The sequence below is a fragment of the Dactylosporangium sp. CA-233914 genome (genome assembly GCF_050942935.1).
GTDB lineage: Bacteria > Actinomycetota > Actinomycetes > Mycobacteriales > Micromonosporaceae > Dactylosporangium.
Map to the genome: position 1 here is coordinate 10580076 of NZ_CP192030.1, position 14646 is coordinate 10594721.

Genomic DNA, 14646 nt, shown 5'->3' on the forward strand with positions numbered 1-14646 from the left:
TTTCCGCGACCGGGCAGAATGGCGCTGGATGCCGGCGCGGGGTGGAGTTTTCTGCACCCCCGCCCGGCAGCCAGGGCCGATGTGGGCGCGGACGGGGGAAGCGAGGCTCGTTGGCATGACGTACCTCAGGGCCCTCGCCCGCAGCGCGGCACTGCTCGGCATGGCCGTGCTCGCCCTCGGCCAGCTCCTGTTCACCGTCGTGCCGCTCATGGTCGGCCTGATCCACGTGGCCGTGCTGGCCCGGTGGCTGACGAACCGCTGGCGGGCGGTGTTCGGCGGCTGGCTGGGCCGGGAGATCCCGGCGCCCTACCTGCCGCCGCCCCCGCCGCCGGAGCCGGACTCCGAGGGGCTGTACCAGCACGACACGCAGCTGTACCGCTCGCCGCGCGTGCCGAACTACCTGCGGCGGGTCGACTGGTTCTCCCACGATCCGGCGCTCGGCCGCGACCTGCGGTGGCAGCTGACGTTCCCGTTCGTGGTGCTGCTCGTCATCCCGCTCGGCCTGCCGGTCGCGCCCCGCGCGGTGCGCACGGTCGCCCGGTGGAGCGAGCGCCGGCTGGGCCCGTCGTCGTCGGCGCCGCGCCGCACGCAGCCGAGCCGCACCAACCAGGTGCTGCTCGCCTGGGCGCGCTGCGGGCTGCTGTCGCTCAGCGCCGTGCTGCAGGTCGGGCTGTTCGCGGTCACGGTGGCGTGCTTCCTGCTCGGCTTCGGCCTCGGCATCGTGTTCCTGATCCCGGTGGGGCTCACGCACTTCCGGTGGCTGGCGAACCTGCGCCGGTCGTACGCGGCCTGGGGCGGGGTCGCCGTCGAACGGCCCTACACCAGGCAGCTGCGGCCCGAGCTGCGCGACGACGGGCTGTACCGGGTGGGGCGCTCGCTGTACAAGACCGAGGGCATGGCGGAGTTCAACGCCCGCTGGCAGTGGGTCTGGCACGACGCCGCGTCCTGGCGGGACCTGGTGTGGCTGTTCACCGACGCGGCCGTCACCGGGGTCATCGCCGGCCTGCCGGTGCTCGCCGGGGTGTACGGCGGGTGGGGCCTCGTGCTGCCGTGGGTGTGGACCCGGGCGTTCGGGGCACAGTGGGGCCGCTGGTACGGCGCCGTCGCCGGCAACCGCACCGCCGGCCTCGCGGTCGGTGTCCTGCTGGTGGCCGGGGCGTTGGCGACCGCGCACCCCGCGCTGCGGCTGGCGTCGCGCTGGACGGCGCTGCTGCTGCGCCCGACCGCCAAGGAGGAGCTGCGCCGGCGGGTCGAGCGGCTCACCCGGACCCGGGCCGACGCCGTGGACGCGCAGGCGGCCGAGGTACGCCGCATCGAACGCGACCTGCACGACGGCGCTCAGGCGCGGCTCATCTCGGTCGGGCTGACCCTCGGCGCGATCGAGCGGCTCATGGACACCGACCCCGACGCCGCCCGCAGGCTCGTCGCGCAGGCCCGGGAGACCTCGAAGGTGGCCCTGTCCGAGCTGCGCGACCTGGTCCGCGGCATCCACCCGCCGGTGCTGTCCGAGCGGGGCCTGCCCGACGCGGTGCGGGCCCTGGCCCTGGACACGGGGGCCGAGGTCACCGTCACCGGGCGGCTCGCGGGGCGGCTGGCAGCGCCGGTCGAGTCGGCGGCGTACTTCGCGGTCAGCGAGCTGCTGGCCAACGCCGTCCGGCACGGGCACGCCGAGCACGTCACCGTCGACCTCCGCCACCGCGACGGGCTGCTGCGGGTGACCGTCACCGACGACGGCGACGGCGGCGCCGACCCGTCGCGCGGCACTGGGCTGCGCGGGATCGAGCGGCGGTTGGGTACCTTCGACGGGACGCTCGCCCTGAACAGCCCAGTGGGCGGGCCGACCGTCGCGACGCTGGAGCTGCCGTGCGCGTTGTCCTCGCCGAAGACCTCTACCTCCTGAGGGACGGCCTGGTCCTGCTGCTGCGCAGCCACGGCTTCGAGATCGTGGCGGCCGTCGACAACGGACCGGCGCTGCTCGCGGCGTTGCTGGAGCACCGCCCGGACGTGGCCGTGGTCGACGTGCGGCTCCCGCCGAGCTTCACCGACGAGGGGCTGCAGGCCGCCCTGTCCGCCCGCCGCGAGGTGCCCGGCCTGCCGGTGCTGGTGCTCTCCCAGCACGTCGAGCAGCTCTACGCCCGGGAGCTGCTGGCCGACGGCACCGGGTCGGTGGGCTACCTGCTCAAGGACCGCGTGTTCAACGCCGAACAGTTCGTCGATGCCGTACGCCGGGTGGCCGCCGGCGGCACCGTCATGGACCCCTCGGTGATCGCGAAGCTCGTCGCCCGCCCGACCCCGCAGACCGGCGCCCTCACCCCGCGCGAGCGCGAGGTGCTGACCCTGATGGCGGAGGGGCGCTCGAACGCGGCCATCGCCAAGCAGCTGTTCCTCAGCGAGAGCGCGGTGAACAAGCACATCGCGAGCATCTTCGGCAAGCTGAACCTGCCGGTCGCAGGCGACGACAACCGCCGGGTGCTGGCGGTGCTCGCCCACCTGCAGGGCGCCTGAGGACCCGGGCTACTCGATCCGCAGCACGATCTTCCCCCGCCCGTGGCCCGTCTCGATCTCCCGGTGCGCCGCGGCGGCCTCCTCCAGCGGGTACGCGCGCCGGACGTGCCACTGCGTGCGGCCGGCCGCGTACAGGTCGATGAGCTCGGCGAGGGCCTCGGCGCTGCGGCGGCCCTGGATGCTGCCGAGCCCCAGCTCCTCGATGCGGGCATGCTCGACCAGGGTGATGATCCGCCGGCGGTCCGCCACCAGCTCGAGGGACGTCTCGAGGGCCGCACCGCCGGCGCCGTCGATCGCGGCCGTGACGCCCTGCGGGGCCAGGGCGCGGACGCGGGCGGCCAGGCCCGGGCCGTACACCACGGGAATCGCGCCGAGAGAACGCACGTAGTCCTGGTTGGCCTCGCTCGCGGTGCCGATGACGCTCGCCCCGCGCAGGCGGGCGAGCTGGACGCCAGCCGTGCCGGTGCCGCCCGCGGCGGCGTTGACGAGCACGGTGTCGCCCGGCCCGGCGCCGATCGCCGTCAGGGCCAGGCGGGCCGTCTGCCATCCGGCCGTGAAGCCGCCGGCGACCTCCCACGGCACGTCCGCCGGCTTGACGGTGACCTGGTCGGCGGGGACGACGACGTACTGCGCGTACGCCCCGAACACGCTGAAGCCCAGCACCTGCGTCCCCTCCGGCACCTGCGGCGTGCCCTGGTCGACGACGCCGGCGAACTCGTTGCCCGGGATCTGCGGGAGCGTGACGGTCGCGTACGGCGGGACCCAGCCCCGGCGCAGCGCCGCGTCGAACGGCTGGACACCGGCGGCGCGCACCCGAACGCGCACCTGTCCCGGTCCCGCCTGGGGTTCGGGCAGGTCGAGGGTCCGCAGGACGTCGGGCGGGCCGGGCTCGGCGAAGGCAGCAGCTCTCATGGGCTCGACTCTGCGACCTCAAGCGCGCTTGAGGTCAACACCCGGCGCTGTGGCCTTGAGCGCGGTCGTGGTCGATGCGGTAGCGTGCATGCCGCGCGGCGAGTACTCAGGGAGTCGACGATGGTGAACGCGAAGGACTGGGTCGTTGTCGGGCTCGACAACGGCGGCACGGCGAACAATGCCACGGTCCTGGACCGCGATGGCACGTTCCTGGTGGACGGCCTCGTCGAGGTGCCCAGCCGGGTGCTCGACGGCCCGGAGGCGGCGATCGAGGCGCTCGCCGCCGCGTTCGACAACATCCTCGCGGTGACCAAGGTCGACCGTTCCCACGTGGTGGCCGTCGGCCTCGACACCCCCGGCCCGGCCAGCGCCGACGGGGTCATCTCCTCCAAGGGCGCGACGAACTTCTCGCAGCCGGCCTGGTGGGGCTACGACTTCCGCGGTGGCCTGGAGCGGCGGCTCGGCCTGCCGGTCGTCTACAACAACGACGGCAACGCGGCCGCCCTCTACGCCCATCACGTGTACTTCGGCGCTGACGCCGACGCCAGGTCCTCGGTCTCGGCGATCGTCGGCACCGGCCTCGGCGGCGGCGTCGTCGAGGGCGGCAAGATCGTCAAGGGCGCGGCCGGCATGGCGGGCGAGCTCGGCCACGTGCACATCCCGATGCACGGCCTGCTCGAGGAGGGCCAGCCGTTGCCCAGCTGCGGCTGCGGCTTCCTCGGCGACGTGGAGAGCATCACCTCGCTCACCGGGATCGTGCGCAACCTCCTGCCGTACTGGCTCACGCGCTTCCCCGACCACCCGCTGCACGCCGCCGAATCCGTCAAGGCCGCGGCCAAGCAGGTCCGCTCCTACGCCGAGCAGGGCGACGCGCTGGCCCTGAGGATCTTCGAGCAGCAGGCGATGGGGCTCGGCCGCCTGTTCACGATCGCCGCCAACTTCACCGACCCCGACTGCTATTTCGTCGGCGGCGGCGTGGTGGAGGCGGCACCCCACTTCCGGGACTGGTTCCTGGCCCGCGTCCGCGAGCACACGCTGCTGCGCGAGGAGCAGACCGCGGTCGCCGAGTTCGCCCTGGTCCCGGACCGCGACATGGCCGGCGCCCGGGGCGCCGCGATCGCCGCGGCGGGCACGGTCGTGGCGTAGGTTCTTCCTGGGCCCTTTCGGATTCAGGCCGTCTCGACCGGCGCCGGGGCCCTCGCCACGTTCTCGCCGAGCAGGTTGAGCTGCCCCTTGTCGTCGCGCTGCCAGCGCCGCCCGGCGGCGTCGGTGAAGCGCAGCTCGACGTGCATGTCGGCCGACGGCGCCAGCCGGATGGTGCCGTCCTCGTTGATGCGGTCGCGCTCGACGGGCCCGCTGGTCTCCTCCTGATCGAACCCGGCGTACACCTCGGGCTGCTCCCCCGGCGGAACGATGCGCACCTTCCGCACGGCGGTCCAGGCCGCGGGCGGGTCACGGAAGACGATCTCGACGTCGTACACCGGGGCCTGCCCGGCGTTGCGCACCGCCGCCCCGACCACGCCCCGGGTGATGATCTTCTCGAATGTCTCGCGCTCGCTCACGGCCCAGGCACACACCCGCTCGGCGTCCTTGCGCTCCTCGGCCAGCCGGTAAGCGGCCACCAGCCCGGCGGCGGCGACCACACCCTGCCGCGCGGCCTGCAACGCCATCCAGCCGACGTACACGCCCGCACCGGCCACGAGCACGGCAAGCATCGCGGCGACGAGAAGCCCCACGCCGCCCATGTTGTCATGAAATTTCGTATGAGACCGGGCATTCGACTCAAGCTGTCAACGACGGCCTCCCCCGGCGAACCCGGACGGCTTCCCGGTCCGACATTCCCATCCCGGCACTGTGCCGCAACCCCCGCTCGTCCTCGACCCACCCTCACGCCGCGTCACAGCCCCAGCCCAGCCCCGATCCACCCTCACGCCGCGTCGCAGTTCCGGCCGGGACCGGCGCGGGGTGGGCGATGAGGGCGGGGCACTGGGAGAATCGGGCGCGTGAGCAACCTGGAGGGGCAGCCGGCCGAGGTGGACCTGCCCGTGGACACCGAGGCCGGGCCGTGCGCGGAGTTGCTCGAGGGGCGGGACGTGCCGCTCGGGCGATACACGGTGGTGCGGCGCAGCCTGCCGAACAAGTCACGGCGCACCGTCGGGGCCTGGTGCTTTCTCGACCACTTCGGGCCCGAGGACGTGACCGGCGGACCCGGCATGCGGGTGCCGCCGCATCCGCACATCGGGCTGCAGACCGTCAGCTGGCTGCTGAGCGGCGAGGTCCGCCACCGCGACAGCCTCGGCTCCGATCAGGTCATCCGGCCCGGGCAGCTCAACATCATGACGTCCGGGCGGGGCATCGCGCACTCCGAGAACTCCCCCACCGCCAAGCCGCCCATCCTGCACGGCCTGCAGCTATGGGTCGCCCTGCCGTCCCCGGACCGTGACCGCGCCCCGGCCTTCTCCCACATTTCCGATTTGCCCGAAATTTCGGATAAGTCGGTAAAGATAACGGTCGCGGTCGGTGAGCTGGAGGGTGCCGCATCGCCGGCCGAGGTGCACAGCGAGCTCCTCGGCGCCGACATCGAGCTGGGTGCAGGAGCCGGTGCCGGGATCCGCGTGCGACAGGACTTCGAGCACGCCGTCGTCGTCACCGGCGGCCGCGCCCGCGTCGAGGGGGTCGAGGTCACGCCGGGATCGCTGCTGTACCTCGGCGCCCACCGCGACCACCTCCGCCTCGAGGCCGACGGCGAGGCGCGGCTGTTCCTGCTCGGCGGCGTGCCGTTCGAGGAGGAGCTCGTGATGTGGTGGAACTTCGTCGGCCGCTCGCACGAGGAGATCGTCGAGGCCCGCGCGGACTGGATGAAAGGTTCGGACCGCTTCGGCACCGTCCCCGGCGGCGAGGACCCGCTGCCGGCCCCGGGCCTGCCCACCACAAGGCTGATGCCACGCCCACGCCACCGAAAGGCGTGAGCCGACGCCTTGCGAAAAAGGCGCCGGCTCATGCGGTACGGCCAAATCTAGAGCAGTTTCCAAAGGTGATCGGCGGTCCCGTTGTCGTCGAACTGCACGACCTGCGCGCTGTTGGCGCTCGACATTCCGGAGACGCCCAGCACCTTCATGCTGTGCTGGACCTGAATCCGATACCAACCGTCACCGTTGTCGATGAGCCGCCACAGGTGGTCGGCGCTGCCGTTGTCGTCGTACTGCTGCACGGGCGCGCTGTTCGCCGTCGACATGTTCTGCACGGCGAGGAGCTTCCCGCTGTTCTGGTTCTGGATTTTGCACCAGCCGCCGCCCGCGTCGATCAGGCGCCAGTTGTGGTCCGCGGTGCCGTTGTCGTCGTACTGCACGACATTGGCGCTGTTCGCCGTCGACATTCCGGAGACGCCCAGCACCTTGAGGCTGTTCCTGTTCTGGATCCGCTTCCACGAGATCGGTGCCGTGGTGCCCTCGACGCGCATTTCCAGGATGCCGCCGGAGACGCCGGAGTTGAGCTGCACGACCACGCGCAGCGCCGACGTGGTGACCGAGTTGAACGTGACCCGGTTGAAGGTGTTCAGCGCGACACCGTACGCCGACGCTCCGCTCACCGCCGTCCACTGCCCGGCGGCGTTGAGGTACTGCACCTGCCACGACTGCGGCACCCGGCACTGCCCGACGCCGGTGTCGTCGAACCAGTACACCGAAACGGCCCCGGTATTGATCGGCGTCGCGTAGGAAAGCTGCGCCCACTCGCTCGTGCCGAGGTGATCCCACCAGGTCAGGCGCGGGATACTCGGGTCGCCGGAGCTGCTCGGCACCTTGCCGTCGTTGATCGCGCCGACACTGTCTCCACCCCAGCACCAGGACGCGGACGCGGTCGCCGGGATCGACCACTCGATCGCGTCCGAGCCGTCGCTGATGCGCGGGAACGTGGTGATCCTGACCCGCTGCGCGCCCATCGGCAGCAGCTGTACGGTCTCGTTCGGCTGGGTCGAGCGGGCCGGGCTCTGCTGCAGGGTGCGCACGATTCCCTCGGCGTCGGCCTGCCAGTTCGGGATCTTCCGGGCGGTGACGCTCAGCGAGATCGGCGCCCCGTCCCGGGTGAACGGGTTCGCGGCCAAAGGTCCGGACCTTCTGGTCACGGCGACGGCCGGGTTGTTCGGGTCCAGCAGCAGGCCGTAGTTCCAGGCGGAGTCGGTGTACACCTCGTTGCTCGGCCACGCGTCGGTGCCGCCGATGCGCGACCAGCGCTCGGCGATGGACAGCGAGAACGTGAGCGGGCCGTTGTCGACACTGATCGCGTTGCCGTTCCTGGCCCACGTACGCACCGTGGTGCGCATCGGCAGTGTGACGGTGACCTTGTCGCCGTTGTTGAAGGTCTGGTCCACGATGACGAACGAGCCGGATTGCAGCGCGCCGGTGACCAGGGTGCCGTTGACGCGGACCTGGGCGCCGGTGGACCAGCCGGGGATGCGCAGGTACAAGGGGAAAGCCACCGGCCCCGGCGTGCTCAGCGTGAGCGTGATCGTGTCGCTGAACGGGTAGTCGGTGTCCTCGACGACGGTGACGGTGGTGCCGCTCGCGCCGACCTTGGCGGTCACCTGCGACGCGCCGTACATGGCCGCGCACAGCCCGTTGTCCCACGTGCCGAACCACAGCTCCTGCGCGTAGTACGGCCAGCCCATCCCGTAGTTGTGCGGGCAGCAACGGTAGTTGTGGATGCCCAGCATGTACGCGAGCATCGGGAAGCCGTTCTGGAACTGCCCCTGCGTGAGCGTGCGGTCCGTCAGCGCGATGCTGTTCGCGCTCGTGATGTAGTGGATGCCCTTCTGTGCCGGGTCGAGCGCGGCGGGTAGCGAGTTGAACGCCAGGTCCTCGCAGCGATCCAGCCACACTGAGTCACCGGTCATGCGCGCGAGCATCTGGTGGGAGTGCATGAACTCGACGATCCCGCAGGTCTCGAAGCCCTGGCGGGGATCGGTGTACCCGGTGCGGCAGTTCTCGTCGCCGGCGAACCCGCCGCCGGGGAAGTTGCCGTAGAGCCCCATCACGGTGTTGTAGTCGTTGTACGTGGCCTGCGGATACTTCGGGTCGGCGTCGAGCAGCCCGAACTGCGCCGGCTCGCGGAAGCCCTGCGCGAGGTTGACGTTGTGCCAGTCCGGGATACCGTTGGTGTAGTCGGCCGACCCGGCGTGGATCTTGCGCACCAGGTCGAGCAGCCAGCTCTCGCCGGTCCGGTTGTACAGCCAGTAGATACTGTCGATGTTGTCGCCCCAGCGCAGGGCCGCCCAGCTGCGGTTGAACACGGCCGCCGGCTGCGCGTTCTGGAACTGGAAGTACTTGCGCATGAACGGCACGACGCGGGTGTCGCCGCTGTACTCCACGAACGAGCGCAGCGCGTCCAGCAGCGGCATGTGCGGCCAGAAGTCCGGACCGTTCTCCAGGCTGGTGCGCAGGCTGCTGGGGCCGAAGAACCCGTCGGATGCCTGGTTGGCGATGATCCCGTCGATCCACTGCCGCGCGAGCGTGAGGATGCGGGTGTTGCCGGTGACGTACCCGAGGTCACCGAAGCCTCGCAGCCAGTAGGGCAACTCCTCCCAGGCACCCTTGGTCTTGTCGACCCAGCCACAGTTGTTGTACTGCAGGTAGTCGCTGACCTCGGTCATGCGCCCGCACAGCCCGTCGGCCTCGATGTTGAGCTGGTTGCGAAGCCACCCGCGCGGCTGGACCGCCCCCGGCGGAAGCTTCAGGAACGGCGTCGCCTTGAGCGGCGCGAGGTTGGGCGCGTACTGTCCGCCACGCGCCCCGGCGGTGACGGTCTTCGAGGTCCGCACGGCGGCCTCGGCGACCCCGGCCACACCCGCGGTGAGCGCGATCGCTCCGCCGGTGACGACGGCCCCTCGCGCGACGAACGTCCTACGGTCCACGATCGGACTCCTTTGCTCCTGGCGGGGAACATCGAAGCCCGATTATGCAAAGAAACGGTCGTTCATGAAAGAACCCGTTTAACTTTGTTTATTTCACGTGTACCGCATGTGCGTTCTCGTGCTCCCCGGCGGCCTGGTACCACCGCAATCCCCCGGCGACGGCGAGCCCGATCCCGCCGGCGAACGCGGCCACGACCCCCCACCGCCCCCACGAGGGCCCGGCGAGCGTCCCGTACCGGAACACGGCCGAGTCACCGATCCCGATCATGACCGCCAGACAGGCCCCGACGATCCCGACAACGACGTCCACCCGCTTGAACAGCACCAACACCCCCGCGGCCACGACCCCGGCCGCGGTCAGCAACGCCCACAGCCGAGCCAGCAGCTGCACCCCGACCCCGTCGGCGGGCGAGGCGGCGAGCACGGCGGACCCGACAACCCAGGCCCCGCTGATCGCCCCGCTGGCAAGCGCGACGCCGGCGAGCGCGAACCGCCACCGCCACAGCAGCGCGACGCCGACCGCCCCCAGTACCCCACCGGCCCACCACCACCCGATAGCCGGCCCCGGCGCGGCGACGATGCTCCCCCGCACGATCCCGTTCTCCCGCTGATCGACGAGCAACGGAACGCTCCAGCTCCGGGCGGGCAGCTCCCGGGCCCGCTCGTCATGCCACCGAACCCGCGGCTCATCGGCGATCCGATGCCACTCGGGCGCCGCGGCGGCGTCTCCTCCCGCAGCGCTGCCGCTGATGGTCCGGCTGGAGAACCAGGTGGGCGACCGCCGGTTCTCCGCGACACCATCGCCGGTGACCCGGAGAAACTCCTCACCCTGCAACCCGAGCACGACAACTTCGCGGCCGGACCGGTTCACGAGCTCAAGCCGAGCCCCGCCCTCGACGGCCCGAACCGAAACCCCCGGCACGGAAACGGACTCAACCCGCACGACGTACCCGACGGCGACGGGCGCATCGGCCCCGTGAGCACTGACCGGCCCGCCGTACAACAGCACGCCAAGCACCCCGACCCCGACCGCGACAACCCACCGCCAGCCCCGACCAGTCACATTCCCTCACTCTCCGGGCGGCATCCGGCCCGAGCGACAGCCGTTCGCAACCCGAGGCGGTACCCATCAGGCCCGAGCAACAGCCATCAGCCCCGAGCAAAGCCATCAGGCCCGAGCAACAGCCATCAGGCCTGGGCGCAGCCATCAGGCCGGGCAGCCGCCATCAGGCTGGACGGCCGTTGGGAGCGCTGCTGCTCGGCTCGCGCTCGTCAACAGGGCCGCGGCCCGTGGCCGTCAGCCGCCCCCAACCGCGGCGCCAAGTCCCGACCGCGCACCGGTCGCGCCTGCGGCCGTGACCTCGGCCCGTAGGCAGGCACTCTCAGCCGGCCCGGGCGGCGGCGATCGCCGCGACCAGGTCGGCCCGGGCACGCGCCACCCGCGACCGGATGGTCCCGACCGGAACGTCCTCGATCTCGGCGGCCTCCGCGTAGGACACACCGAGCACCTGCGTAAGCACGAACGCCACCCGCCGCTCGGCCGGCAGCGCCGCGACCAACGCGCTCGTGGCATGCAGCCCGGCGTGGTCCTGGTCGGTGAGCGGGGCCGGCTCGGCCACGACCCGCGCCTCGAGCCGCCGGGCCCGCACGGCCGCCCGCACCTGGTCGGCACACGCCCGCCGAGCGATGGCCAGCACCCAGGTGCGCGCCGAGGACCGCCCAGCGAACTCCGGCAGCGCCCGGAAGGCCCGCAGGTAAGTGTCCTGCGTCACGTCATCGGCCAGCGCCACCCCCACCAGCGCCGCCACGAACCGCCAAACCTCCGCCTGGGTGGCCCGCACGAACGCGGCCGCGGCCCGCTCATCGCCGCTCCGGGCAGCCAGCAACGCCCGCGTCGCCGCATCCACCTCGCCGTTGGCGTCACCAGTCACGGCAGCGAGCCTAGCGTCCCACCCTGAGAGGCCTCCCTCCGCCTCGCCAGGCGGTCCCCGCGCGGCACCGACCCCCGGGGCCGAAGCCACGACCGTCGAGTCCTCGGGGACAGGAAACAGGCGGGCCCGGCCGGGCCAGCGGCAGCCGCCCGCAGGCGAGCGCCTGCCGAGCCCCGCCGACCGTGCGAGCCGAGACGGAGTCGCAGGCAGCACACTCGGCCCTGTCGAACCACCCGGCTCCGCCGGACCCATTCCGCCGGCCACAAGCCGCCCCATCCAGGGCCGAACCACGCAGTCTGGGCTCGCAGCATGGTCTGGGCTCACATCGGTCCGTGACGCCAAGTGGCTAGTCTGTGACGCCGGTGGCGGGCGGCGCCGGGTGACGGGCGGCGCCGGGTGACGGGCGGCGCCGGGTGGCCGGTTCGGCGACCAGGGCGACGGCGGGGCCTCGGCTCCGCCCGGTGGCGACATTACGGTCACGTCGGCGGGGACCGTGCTCCCGCTCCTGCTCGGCTCCTGCCACCCGTGGCGACGAACGCGGGGATCTCCAGGCCCAGGGTCGGTCGTGGTGATGTTGTCGAGCCGCGTGTCCAGCGGCCGCCTTCAGGTCGTCTGGCGGGCGACGGCGACGACCGGCGAGATTGGGCGTGCGGATGACGCGGTGAATGCGGCCAGGGTGAAGCACATGGCCACCGGGCCGGAGGGGAGCTCGGCGGGGGCGAGGGATGCGCCGGTGCGGCGGCCCTCCCGGTGGCGAGTGCCGGGGCGGTGAGCGGCGACGCGGCGGCGCTGCAACGACTCGATCGCCGCTGCGGCGGGGCTGGCGAAGAATTCGCCGGTGCGGCGGCCCTCCCGGTGGCGGATGCCGGAGCGGTGAGCGGCGACGCGGCGGCGCTGCAACGACTCGATCGCCGCTGCGGCGGGGGTGGCGCGGCGGCGCCGCAACGGCTCGGTCGTTGCGATGGTGGTGACGCTACGGATCGGCAGCACGCTGATTGGACAGGCCGGGAACGCGGTGACTGGACCGGCTGGGGGCACGGGGACTGGTCCGGCTGAGGGTGCGGGGACTGGTCCGGTCGGGGGTGCAGTGGCGTCGGTGCGGGCTGGGAACGCGGCGACGGCGTAGGCCTTGGCGAAGGCTCTGGTGATGGTGCGCGGGACATCGGCGGCGGTGATGGCCTCGGCGACTGCGTACGAACTGTCGGCGGTGGGGGCTGTGCCGGTGGGGTGGCAACGTCGAGAGGGCGAGACGGTCTGGGCGGGGTGGACGCGGACGGATCGGAGCGCGGGTCGGGCTGAGCGGCCGGACAGCGGGGGTTGGACGGCGTGGCCGGACGGCGGGAGTCGGACTGGGTCGGCGGACAGCCCGAATCAGGCTGAGCCGGCAGACGGCCCGACCCGGGTTGGGTGGCTAGAGAACGGCGGCGGGCGGCTCGGGCATCCTGTTCAGCCCAATGAGCGCTGATCTCAGCAGTGCGGGCCTCGGCGTCCAAGCGGGCCAGCCGCTCGGCATGACGCGCCTCCAAACCACGACGGCGAGCCTCAGCGAACTCGGCACGAACCGCGCGACGGTGGGCCACACGACGACGGCTCTCGGCCAGCATCGCATCCAACCGAACACGCCGCTCCGAATCGGAGATCCCGGTCAGCACCTCGCCCATGACAAGAACCTAGAACAGGGGTACGACAAAAACCGCTGAGCTGGGGAAACGGCCGGCGGTGATGGCGGCTACGGGACGTGGCGGTGGGTCAGGGGCGACGGCGGCGGTGTAGGTAGACCGCCATGGCCGTGGCGGCTGTCGCCAGGGCGGCCAGGGTGAACCACAAGGGCGTCAGGCTGCCGTTCGAGGCCGGTTCGGGGGGCTCGGCTGGCGTTGGCGCCGTGGCTGGGATCAGGCAGGCGATCTCGGCCGGGTGGGGGGGCGCGCTTTCGGGTGCGGACTGGATCAGGGCCTGGCAGTGGCCGTTGACCGGGGCGGCCAGGTCGATCGACACGCGCCAGGCGCCCGGGGCCAGGGTGCCGCTGTACGTCTGGGTGCCGCGCTCGTCGCCCGTCTGGCGTAGTGCCGACGCGGGCAGTGTGGTGGTGTCGCCCGTCGCGGTCAGGGTGACCTGGGTGGGCTCGCTGATCGGGTGGCCGTCCTGCCACTGGGCGGTGATCCACACCGAGCCGTGGCCGTCGGTGTGGATCGTCACGTCGGCGCCGCCGTGGGCCTGGGCGGCCGTCGGCGTCAGCAGCAGGAGCAGCGCCACCGTGGCCAGGAGGGTTCCGATGCGCGCCGCCACGCTCGGCAACCCTACGGCATGGCCGGGATCGACTCCGGACGGTCGTCGCGGACATAGACGATCATGTCGCCGGTCTGGATGGCGGTGCCCTCCGGGTCGGCCAGGGAGAGGACCTTGCCGCGGCGGAACAGGGCGATCACGAGCTCGGTGAGCTCGCGGGGCGAGGAGCCGACCTCGTCGCGGCGGGCGGAGCGCATCGCCAGCGCCATGCCCTGGCCGGGCGTGAGCAGGTCCTCGACGACCTCGATCAGCGGCGGGGCTGTGGTCGACAGGCCGAGCAGCCGACCGGCGGTGGCGGAGGACACGATGACGTGGTGGGCGCCGGACTGGCGCAGCAGCGGCGCGTTCTCGGCCTCGCGCACGGCCGCGATGATGGACACCTTGCCGGCGGTCAGCTGGCGGACGGTCAGGGTGACCAGGACCGACGCGTCGTCGCTGTCGGTGGCGATGATGACGGCCTTGGCCTCCTGGACGCGGGCCTCGACCAGGATGGACGAGCGGGTGGCCGAACCCTCGACGCAGACCAGGCCGTCGGAGGTCGCCTGGCGCAGCGCCGCGCGGTCGTTCTCGACGACCACGACGCTGGTCTTGTCGAATCCGTTCTCCAGCAGGGTGCTGACGGCCGCACGGCCCTTGGTGCCGTAGCCGCACACGATGACGTGCTTCTTCACGCGTTTCCTCCACCGCTGCAACCTGAGGTTGGTGCGGTACTGCTCGGTCAGGACTTCGAGGGTGGTGCCGACCAGGATGATCAGGAACAGCACGCGGGCCGGTGTGATGACCAGGATGTTGACCAGCCGGGCCGACTGCGAGATCGGGGTGATGTCGCCGTAGCCGGTCGTCGACAGTGTCACGACCGCGTAGTAGAAGCAGTCGAGCAGCGACAGGCCGTCCTCGTTGACGTCACGATATCCGTCACGGTCGATGAAAATCACGACCACGATCGCGCACACCAGCGCGACGGCGAAGCCGAGGCGGGCACTGATGGCTCGCAGCGGCCCGCGCCGTACAGCCGGAAGGTGGATCACGAAATCCACCATAAGGCTCGGGTGTGACAGTTTCGCTCGTGGGTAGTGCCCGCCATCCGGCGAACGGGAGGCGCGT

At 72.0% G+C, this 14646-nt stretch carries 13 protein-coding genes; 5 read left to right on the forward strand and 8 right to left on the reverse strand.

Translation table 11 applies throughout. From position 1 onward, the window contains the following. Nucleotides 1-115: 115 nt before the first annotated feature. Both ACQPY0_RS46965 and ACQPY0_RS46970 read left to right on the forward strand, forming a co-directional pair. Complete coding sequence (locus ACQPY0_RS46965) at nt 116-1900, forward strand: histidine kinase (protein ID WP_432976320.1); 1785 nt, start codon at nt 116-118, stop codon at nt 1898-1900. Further along, complete coding sequence (locus ACQPY0_RS46970; protein ID WP_432976323.1) at nt 1864-2505, forward strand: LuxR C-terminal-related transcriptional regulator; 642 nt, start codon at nt 1864-1866, stop codon at nt 2503-2505. The genes ACQPY0_RS46965 and ACQPY0_RS46970 overlap by 37 nt, the downstream gene beginning before the upstream one ends. Before the next feature lie 9 nt (nt 2506-2514). Here the strand turns inward: ACQPY0_RS46970 and ACQPY0_RS46975 are convergent, their stop codons facing one another. Beyond that, nucleotides 2515-3417, reverse strand: a complete 903-nt coding sequence (locus ACQPY0_RS46975; protein WP_432976326.1) for an NADP-dependent oxidoreductase — start codon at nt 3415-3417, stop codon at nt 2515-2517. Nucleotides 3418-3537: 120 nt separating this feature from the next. Between ACQPY0_RS46975 and ACQPY0_RS46980 the strand changes: the two genes are divergently transcribed. After that, nucleotides 3538-4563 carry an ROK family protein gene (locus tag ACQPY0_RS46980; protein ID WP_432976329.1) on the forward strand — a complete coding sequence of 342 codons (1026 nt, stop codon included), beginning with the start codon at nt 3538-3540 and terminating at the stop codon, nt 4561-4563. Between the two features lie 23 nt (nt 4564-4586). On the opposite strand, the gene ACQPY0_RS46985 is transcribed toward ACQPY0_RS46980, so the two are convergent. Beyond that, nucleotides 4587-5153: a hypothetical protein gene (locus ACQPY0_RS46985; protein ID WP_432976332.1), complete on the reverse strand. Its 567-nt coding sequence runs from the start codon at nt 5151-5153 to the stop codon at nt 4587-4589. A 267-nt stretch (nt 5154-5420) separates the two neighbouring features. Between ACQPY0_RS46985 and ACQPY0_RS46990 the strand changes: the two genes are divergently transcribed. Beyond that, nucleotides 5421-6386 (forward strand): pirin family protein, encoded by a 966-nt coding sequence (locus ACQPY0_RS46990; protein WP_432976335.1) that lies wholly within the window; start codon nt 5421-5423, stop codon nt 6384-6386. 47 nt (nt 6387-6433) lie between these two features. Here the strand turns inward: ACQPY0_RS46990 and ACQPY0_RS46995 are convergent, their stop codons facing one another. The 4 genes from ACQPY0_RS46995 to ACQPY0_RS47010 form a co-directional block, all read right to left on the reverse strand. Continuing rightward, nucleotides 6434-9325 carry an RICIN domain-containing protein gene (locus ACQPY0_RS46995; RefSeq protein WP_432976338.1) on the reverse strand — a complete coding sequence of 964 codons (2892 nt, stop codon included), beginning with the start codon at nt 9323-9325 and terminating at the stop codon, nt 6434-6436. Nucleotides 9326-9413: 88 nt separating this feature from the next. Continuing rightward, nucleotides 9414-10388, reverse strand: a complete 975-nt coding sequence (locus ACQPY0_RS47000; RefSeq protein ID WP_432976341.1) for a hypothetical protein — start codon at nt 10386-10388, stop codon at nt 9414-9416. 319 nt (nt 10389-10707) lie between these two features. Further along, the gene (locus ACQPY0_RS47005; RefSeq protein WP_432976344.1) at nt 10708-11256 is read right to left on the reverse strand and encodes a sigma-70 family RNA polymerase sigma factor; all 549 of its coding nucleotides are present in this window, start codon (nt 11254-11256) and stop codon (nt 10708-10710) included. Nucleotides 11257-11859: 603 nt separating this feature from the next. Further along, nucleotides 11860-12246, reverse strand: coding sequence for a hypothetical protein (locus ACQPY0_RS47010; RefSeq protein WP_432976347.1), 387 nt, complete (start codon nt 12244-12246; stop codon nt 11860-11862). Nucleotides 12247-12710: 464 nt separating this feature from the next. On the opposite strand from ACQPY0_RS47010, the gene ACQPY0_RS47015 reads away from it, so the two are divergent. Continuing rightward, nucleotides 12711-12956 (forward strand): hypothetical protein, encoded by a 246-nt coding sequence (locus ACQPY0_RS47015; protein ID WP_432976350.1) that lies wholly within the window; start codon nt 12711-12713, stop codon nt 12954-12956. A 49-nt stretch (nt 12957-13005) separates the two neighbouring features. On the opposite strand, the gene ACQPY0_RS47020 is transcribed toward ACQPY0_RS47015, so the two are convergent. Both ACQPY0_RS47020 and ACQPY0_RS47025 read right to left on the reverse strand, forming a co-directional pair. Continuing rightward, nucleotides 13006-13542: a hypothetical protein gene (locus ACQPY0_RS47020; RefSeq protein WP_432976353.1), complete on the reverse strand. Its 537-nt coding sequence runs from the start codon at nt 13540-13542 to the stop codon at nt 13006-13008. An 11-nt stretch (nt 13543-13553) separates the two neighbouring features. Next, nucleotides 13554-14570: a potassium channel family protein gene (locus ACQPY0_RS47025; RefSeq protein WP_432976356.1), complete on the reverse strand. Its 1017-nt coding sequence runs from the start codon at nt 14568-14570 to the stop codon at nt 13554-13556. Nucleotides 14571-14646 lie beyond the last annotated feature (76 nt).

Bases quoted from the DNA above. Each gene is read 5' to 3' on its own strand.
- ACQPY0_RS46965 (WP_432976320.1), top strand. From the start codon at position 116: ATGACGTACCTCAGGGCCCTCGCCCGCAGCGCGGCACTGCTCGGCATG.
- ACQPY0_RS46975 (WP_432976326.1), bottom strand. From the start codon at position 3,417: ATGAGAGCTGCTGCCTTCGCCGAGCCCGGCCCGCCCGACGTCCTGCGG.
- ACQPY0_RS46980 (WP_432976329.1), top strand. From the start codon at position 3,538: ATGGTGAACGCGAAGGACTGGGTCGTTGTCGGGCTCGACAACGGCGGC.
- ACQPY0_RS47015 (WP_432976350.1), top strand. From the start codon at position 12,711: ATGAGCGCTGATCTCAGCAGTGCGGGCCTCGGCGTCCAAGCGGGCCAG.